7 protein-coding genes are annotated in these 8,006 nt (G+C 40.6%); 6 read left to right on the forward strand and 1 reads right to left on the reverse strand.

Annotated features, from left to right (window positions below):
- Positions 1–879: 879 nt before the first annotated feature.
- The gene (locus tag VM932_RS16575; RefSeq protein WP_326280397.1) at positions 880–2,214 is read right to left on the reverse strand and encodes a serine hydrolase domain-containing protein; all 1,335 of its coding nucleotides are present in this window, start codon (positions 2,212–2,214) and stop codon (positions 880–882) included.
- Positions 2,215–2,264: 50 nt separating this feature from the next.
- Between VM932_RS16575 and VM932_RS16580 the strand changes: the two genes are divergently transcribed.
- From VM932_RS16580 to VM932_RS16605, 6 genes are all read left to right on the forward strand, one after another.
- Positions 2,265–3,137 carry a pirin family protein gene (locus VM932_RS16580; RefSeq protein WP_326280399.1) on the forward strand — a complete coding sequence of 291 codons (873 nt, stop codon included), beginning with the start codon at positions 2,265–2,267 and terminating at the stop codon, positions 3,135–3,137.
- Between the two features lie 30 nt (positions 3,138–3,167).
- Positions 3,168–4,655 carry an FG-GAP repeat domain-containing protein gene (locus VM932_RS16585; RefSeq protein WP_326280400.1) on the forward strand — a complete coding sequence of 496 codons (1,488 nt, stop codon included), beginning with the start codon at positions 3,168–3,170 and terminating at the stop codon, positions 4,653–4,655.
- Between the two features lie 32 nt (positions 4,656–4,687).
- Positions 4,688–5,089, forward strand: coding sequence for a 3D domain-containing protein (locus VM932_RS16590; protein WP_326280409.1), 402 nt, complete (start codon positions 4,688–4,690; stop codon positions 5,087–5,089).
- Complete coding sequence (locus tag VM932_RS16595) at positions 5,076–5,735, forward strand: peptidoglycan recognition protein family protein (protein WP_326280402.1); 660 nt, start codon at positions 5,076–5,078, stop codon at positions 5,733–5,735. Before VM932_RS16590 ends, VM932_RS16595 begins: the two co-directional genes overlap by 14 nt.
- Positions 5,736–5,738: 3 nt before the next feature.
- Entirely contained in the window at positions 5,739–7,190 is a 1,452-nt protein-coding gene (locus VM932_RS16600; RefSeq protein ID WP_326280405.1) for a M14 family zinc carboxypeptidase, read from the forward strand.
- A gap of 131 nt (positions 7,191–7,321) precedes the next feature.
- Positions 7,322–7,921: a 3-keto-disaccharide hydrolase gene (locus tag VM932_RS16605; protein ID WP_326280407.1), complete on the forward strand. Its 600-nt coding sequence runs from the start codon at positions 7,322–7,324 to the stop codon at positions 7,919–7,921.
- Positions 7,922–8,006: the final 85 nt, after the last annotated feature.

Below are 8,006 nucleotides of genomic sequence, written 5' to 3' on the forward strand. Positions count from 1 at the left end.
AGGTGTCAAAAATGTAGAGTTCTTCCTATTTAGATTAACAACAATTTTTGCATAAACACAACAATTGGTCTTGATCCGAAATCCTGAAACAAATTTTAAGAACAGCCCCAAATAGAAAAGAGCCCTGCCACTTGGGTCAAGACTCTTTTACGAGAACACTATATGAAAATGAAAAAATTACTTTCTAATTAATTACAATGTAAATGTACCCCGCAACTCCACACCAGTGAAATTATTGTTGTGAAGTCACGTTTACTTGTTGTGATATGATAGTTTTTTGTAATTATTTAGCTGCTTTTTGCATTAGAACTGTTTATTCTGAAGGATTGTAACTACTGAAGAATCTGAGTTTCTCGCTATCCCCATTCGACTGTGCCCAGGGTGACAGCTCGAAATGACCTGCGATAGCATTGGTGTGATTCGTGAAATTCGTGTCAGCCAATAAAGAACGATTTAAGAAGATTCTCCTAGCAAGCAGTTGTCATTCCGTGCGATTGCTGAGCGAAGTACAACATGGAACCCATATGGTGAAACCCTGAGACAAGTTCAGGCTGACGCTTAGAAATGAATGGGGCAATCCTTTTTTTTGATTCTTAAATCAAAATTGAGAATCTTCGCAAAGCTCAGATGACACAGAACTGAATTAGAGTAATTTGTGGAATTCGTGTCAGGCTAAAAGTTCAGGGGTAGCCTTAAATAGAAAAGAGCCCTGCCACTTGGGTCAAGACTCTTTTACGAGAACACTATATGAAAATGAAAAAATTACTTTCTTTTTTTATTACATGGTAAAACTACCACGAGTGTTCCCGTAAACGAAATTATTGTTGTGAAGTGTCCTAATTCTGTGGTTTTTTGGGAGTTTTAGTATATCCCATCGATTTATGGTACTGCTTTTACGATGTTTGACAGCACGCCATTCACATCAAAATACGGTTCCTCGGCCAAACCTGTCCTAACAACGACCAAGTCTTTGGAAGGAATAATAAATACATGTTGGCCTTCAAAACCGTTGCAAGAAAACATATCGTTAGGCACATCGGGGTACTTACCTTCGGCGTTCAGCCAAAAATGTGCCCCATAAGTGCCATCAGAGTTTATGGTGGGCTTAGTGATGTAATCTACCCAAGTAGAATCAAACAATTGTTCTCCGTTCCAATTGCCTTTATCCAAATATAGCTGTCCAAAACGGGCCCAATCGCGTGTACTGGCCCATGCATAGGAAGACCCCACGTAGTTCCCTGCAATATCAGCCTCCAAAATCATAGAGTACATTCCAATCTTATCGATCAAGGCGGAGTAGGGAAAGTTCAAATATTCTTGATGGCTTCTAAACTGTTGCCGTAGAATTCCAGATAATAGATTGGTGGTGCCCGAGGAATAGTTCCAAATCTCGGTTGGTTCAGCAACTGCTTTTTTATTACGCTGCGCCTGTGTCATATCACTGTCCAAAAACAGCATACGGGTAACATCCGAAATGCCCGTATAATCTTCATCCCATTTTAAACCACTTTGCATACGCAACAAATGGTTCAAAGTAATGTTTTTTCTTTCATCATCTTTCCATTCAGGAATAGGAGCGGGCCAATCCATTTCCAACTTGCCCTGATGTTCTAAAATCCCGTAGCAAGTGGCCAACACGCTCTTGGTCATGGACCAGCCCAAAATGGGGGTATCCTTATCAAATCCATCAATATATTTTTCGGTAATCAAATGCCCCTTGTACAAAATGAGCATAGTCCGTGTTTTTTGTGTTTCGGGCTCAGAAAATGCCATCGCCATCGCTTTGTTGATTTGATCCATATCCACTTCTGGCAGCACGGTATCTACAGGTGACGCTTGCCCGTAGGGATAGGGAATAGTATCTGGAGCTTGGTTTCTTTGTGGTTTGATGGTCAATGCGCTTGGGTCATAATCATCATTGATCAAAACCGTACCCAATCCATCGCGATGTACCGCTGTACGCTTCATCAGACCATAAACGGTTGAAGAGGCGGATTCCTCATTTTTATTTACCTCTGTCGAAGCAATCTCGATCAAAGGAGCACTATTGTCATATTGGTTCATGCTAGCCGCGGAGCGATTGGCCACAAACACACCAGAAGCCACATTTTTGGCGGCATAACCGGAAATAATATTCAATTTGGGGTAATTCAGGTAAACAACTACTCCGATAACAACAAGGAGAAGCAGTAAAACACGCTTAAGTAGTTTCATGGTATAGTATGTATTTGTAACTTTCTGCATCTAAATATAAACAATTATACATGTCCAACATCGGATTGATCATTGAGGAACGTAGTAGGGATATTGGCGACTTTTTAGTGGGAAGACTGATTCCTTTCCGTAAAAAGCGCATGATCGGCCCCTTTATTTTTATAGACCATATGGGTCCCACACAGTTAGGGCCTGAAAAGTATATGGATGTGAATCAGCATCCGCATATGGGTTTATCCACTTTGACATTTATGTTGGAGGGGGAAATTATCCACGAGGACAGTCTTGGCACCCATCAACGGATAAGACCTGGCTCCGTAAATTGGATGACGGCAGGAAAGGGAGTAACCCACACCGAAAGGACCCCACAAGACCTGCGCAATGGCAACACCTTTACCGCCCATGGTTATCAGATTTGGGTAGCCTTGCCAAAGGAACTGGAGGATATGGAACCCCAATTCCACCATATTGATGAAAAGGATATTCCCAAATGGTTAGATGCCAATACGGAATTTAAATTGGTGGCAGGAGAAGGCTATGGGAAAAAATCACCTGTGCCGGTACATTCCAACCTTTTTATGGTAGAGGTAAAAACTACAGGGGCCTATACACTCAATGTAAATGGCCAATTAAAGGGAGAAATCGGTATCTGCATTGTGGAAGGAAGCATTGAAGCTTGTGGCGAAACGGTAGGAGAAGGGAATATTTTGGTATCCAAAGTGGAGGACACCTGCAACATTAAGCTAAAACCAAATACACATTTATTGCTGTTTGGAGGCGAGCCTTTTCCCGAGGAACGTTATATTTATTGGAATTTTGTCTCCTCTAGCAAAGAAAAACTGGAACAGGCCAAAAAAGCATGGAGAGATAAAACTTTTCCAATGATGGAAAACGATGATACCTATGTTCCATTGCCCAACTAAAACCCTCAACCCCGACACCCTGACCAGCCAATGCCAAACAGACCTTTATATTTTTATTCCTTGACTGCCTTTGTGCTCATACTTTTAATGGGTTCTTGCAACAAGGAAAAGCCAAAATCAAAAGAAGCTCAACTCTATTCTAAATACTGTGCCAGTTGTCACCTACCGCCCAAGATCGATGCATTGCCCAAGAATGTTTGGAAAGAATATGTGCTCCCCGCCATGATGGAACGTATGGAAGTGGAAGGCTTGTACCAAGACAACAATGTGGCAGAATATGGTTTTCGACCCAAAATCACACTCAAAGAGTGGGCACAACTGGAAACCTATATCGTATCTAATGCCCCAGAATATTTGGAAGCTATACCCATGCCACAAACCGACACTCTCGTACAATTTAAGACCAAAACTTATTCCTTGGATGATGAAAATGGGGCTATGGTGACCTATCTGGAGTTTTTGGACAAGGATAACGAAGTATATTACGGTGACCTTTCAGGAAATTTGGGTGTTTTTAATTTTAGTGAAGAAAAATCAACCGCTATTTACCAAGGAAAGAGTCCTGTAACATGGTATAGCAAAAAGGATTCCCTAGAAATTATCAGTGAAGTGGGCATTATCCGTCCTTCTGAATTGATCAAGGGAAAAATGATTGGAAAAGTAGGTAAAGATACCCTTTCAATGAACCACGATTTTCATAGACCGGTCCATACACTTTTGGAAGACCTTAATAATGATGGTGTACATGAACTTATAGTCAGTGAATTTGGTAATGAGACAGGGCAACTGTCCTTAATGGTCAAAAATAAATCAGGAGGGTACGACAAAAAAACATTGCTCAATCTTCCGGGAGCCATTAAAACCGTGATCAAGGACATGAACCAAGATGGCAAAAAAGACATTGTGGCATTAATGACCCAAAGCAGAGAGAGTATTACCGTTTTTTATCAAACAGAAAACCTAGATTTTGAAGCAGAAAACATTCTGGAGTTTAGTCCTGTTTTTGGAACCAGTTGGTTTGAGTTTGTGGATTACAATGGTGATGGTCTGGAAGATATAATTACAGTACAAGGCGATAATGCAGACATTTCCTATGTGCACAAACCCTATCACGGTATGCGAATCTATCTCAATAATGGTAATAGTACCTATTCCGAAGCCTTCTTTTATCCCATGCACGGCGCAACGCGGGTACTCTCTCGCGATTTTGATCAAGATGGAGACCTTGATTTTGCCTTGATCAGTACATTTCCCAACTATCAAGAGTTTCCCGAGCTTACTTTTGTCTATTTGGAAAACAAGGATTCCGACAGTTTTGAATTTACCACAAACATTTTGCAAGACCCTTCTATGGCACGCTGGTTTTTAATGGATGCCTCGGATATTGATAACGATGGCGACGAGGATATTGTTTTAAGCTCCTTAACTTTAGGCTTTACTCCAGTTCCTAAAGTTTTGACCGAACGTTGGAAGAACGATAATGTGGATATTATGGTCTTGGAAAATGTATTGTATTGAAAAGGTGGACTTTTATAGCATTTCTAATTTTGATGGGGTGTTCCCAAAAGAAAGCACCTGTGGAACCACCTGCAAAATATAAATGGTACGGCCATGAAGTCACCGCATCAGCATATAATTCCGTTTTTTGGCAAACGGATAGCATCAACCCATCCGTAGCGGCGTGGGGAGACACCTTAAAACCGGGGATGAAAAGCATAGCAGTTTCACGAGATCTAATTAAAATGGGGCTCACTCATAACACCATGGTAAAAATAGATACCTTTCCCGACACATTTTATGTAAAGGACAAAATGCATTATCGCTGGCGCAACCGAATAGACATTTACATGGGAAAAGACGTTAAAAAAGCACGCGAATGGGGCAGAAAAAAATTGATTATCTGTTATGCCGTTTCCATTGATTCCATAAATACCACAAATGAAGAAAACTAGTTTAATTCTATGGGCCTTGGCCATGGTGGCATGCTCCACTCAAAAGAAAATTGTGGATATTCCCATTATTTTTGATGAACAACGGGTTGAACTGACCAAGGAATATTTATTAAACAGATATGAAATAGAGCAGGACACTCCCATAATAACCCCAAAAATGGTGGTTTTGCATTGGACAGCCATTCCATCTCTTAAAAAATCATTTGAAGCCTTTAATAGGTCTACCTTGCCCAACTGGCGTCCGGACATAGAAAACGTAAGTGGTCTTAATGTTTCTGCACATTTTTTGGTAGACCAAGATGGAACCATTTATCGTTTAATGCCCGAAACCACCATGGCGCGCCATACAATTGGTTTAAACCATTGCGCAATCGGAATAGAAAATGTTGGTGGCACAGAGGTACTTCCCTTGACCAAGCAGCAACTCAAATCCAATATTTATTTGGTCAAGTATCTAGCTTCAAAATATGATATTGATTATGTAATCGGCCACCAAGAATACACCTTGTTTGAAGATCATCCGCTCTGGCTGGAAGTGGACGATAGTTATCGTACAGAAAAAACAGATCCTGGGATGGATTTTGTGGAAAAAGTGAGAAATGCCACTAAAAAATTTAACTTTAAGCCTGTTCCAGCAAAACAGTAAAAAATGATAAAGAAATTAATGTCTTTTGCAATCTTGTTAATGTTTGCATTTTCCATGCACGCACAAGATGAATTGACCTCCAACTTGTATGAAACTTATGAGAATTACAAAGAGTCTAGCATAGGGAAACGAAGAATAAAACATGCAGATATTCAGCCCTTGATTCAAAAATTTAAGGCCAACCCAAAATTTGAAGTACAAAAAGTAGGGGAGTCCATTCAAGGTCGGGATTTGCATTTGATCAGCATTGGTTCTGGTGACAGTAATATTTTTCTGTGGTCGCAAATGCACGGGGATGAACCAACGGCTACGCAAGCCATTTTTGATATTCTGAATTTTTTGGACGCCCCCGAGTTTAATGAGGAGAAAGAAGCTATCCTATCCAAATTGAAGCTCCATTTTTTGCCCATGCTCAATCCAGATGGGGCAGAAGTGTTCACAAGACGTAATGCCTTGGGTGTGGATATTAATAGAGATGCTTTACGATTACAATCCCCAGAAAGTCAAACATTAAAAAGGCTTAGAGATAGTTTAGACGCCGATTTTGGCTTTAACCTTCATGATCAGAGCAAGTACTATAATGCAGAACGAACAGAAAAGCCTGCTACTATTTCCTATTTGGCTACCGCTTTTAATTACGAAAAGGATATCAACGAAGTACGTGCCAATGCAATGAAGGTAATTGTGTACATGAACAAGATCATACAAAACTATGCCCCTGGACAAGTGGGGCGTTACAGTGATGATTTTGAACCTCGCGCTTTCGGGGACAATATTGCCAAATGGGGCACCAGCTTAATTTTGATTGAATCAGGAGGTTACCCTGATGATCCAGAGAAGCAGGAAATCCGAAAATTGAACTATGTTTCCATTCTTTCGGCATTGTATACCATTGCAAACGAATCTTTTAAAAACATTCCCCCCGAAGATTATGAAAAAATACCTCGCAACGATCGTATGTTGTTCGATCTGAAGATAGAGAACGTGACCTACGAACTTATGGGAGACGATTACATTCTTGATCTGGGCATTTTTAATCACGAAGTAGATTTGGAAGGGCACAACCAATTTTATTACAAAAGTTCAGTCGCCGACCAAGGTGATTTATCTACCTTTTACGGATATAAAACTTTTGATGCCTATGGTTATAAAATTGTTCCACCAAAGGTGGCACAAGTTGCTCGTATTGAGAACCCGATGGATTTATTAAAAGACGGTGTGGCCTACGTTAAAACAGAAAAACCGGAAAAAAGTGCATTTGTACACTTTCCCTTGATATTAGTTAATGATGCTTTTAAGTTGAAAAGCTTTAGGCTGCAACCAGGTATCAACCCCACCTTCTTTTTGGAGAAAGAGGGCAAGCTTACGCACGCCGTGATCAATGGTTTTTTGATAGACCTCTCCAAACCGTTGGAGCAGCAGAACACAGGTAATGGACTAATCAATGGCAAATAATTATCATAAATAGCAAACTACCTCGGGACAAGCCCTAGAGGCATTGGTAGGAAAACATATTTTGATTTCGAGGCAAGTCTCGGAGCATTTAAATCTCGATTATCGAGTAAATAACCCTTTAATATATAACAATGAAGAAACAAATTTTAGTAGGATTATGCCTATTGGCAGCGCAATTTACATTCGCACAAGAACCCATCAATCTTTTTAATGGAGAAAATCTTGATGGTTGGATCAATCATGGGGAAGAAAAATGGTTTGTGGAAGACGGTTTGCTAATCTGTGAGAGTGGCCCCAAAGGCGAATACGGATATTTGTCCACAGAAAAATTCTACAAGGATTTTGAATTGACCTTGGAATTTAAACAAGAGGCCGATGGCAATAGTGGTGTTTTTATCCGCTCCACTTTTGAAGGCACTAAAGTAACAGGATGGCAAGTAGAAGTAGCCCCTCCAGGAAAGGATACAGGCGGTATTTATGAATCCTACGGTCGTGGTTGGTTGATCAAGCCCGACCCGGAAAAGGACAAAGCCCTGAAAATGGGGGAGTGGAACACTATGAAAATCCGTGTGGAAGGTTCCAAAGTCACTTCGTGGTTAAACGGAGTACAAATGGTACACTTGGATGACGAAAAAATTGGTGAAGGCGAAGGAGCCATTGCCCTGCAAATACACGATGGTGGTGGTATTCGGGTCAAGTGGCGAAACATTGAACTTGTTCCTTTGGATTAAGAAAAAAGAAAGAAGCCGTCTCATTTCACAGAATGGGGCGGTTTTTTAATTTGGTGTCTTTGACCTCTTAATTTTCCTATTTTGG

The sequence above is a fragment of the Flagellimonas halotolerans genome (genome assembly GCF_035818535.1).
Lineage (GTDB): Bacteria > Bacteroidota > Bacteroidia > Flavobacteriales > Flavobacteriaceae > Flagellimonas > Flagellimonas halotolerans.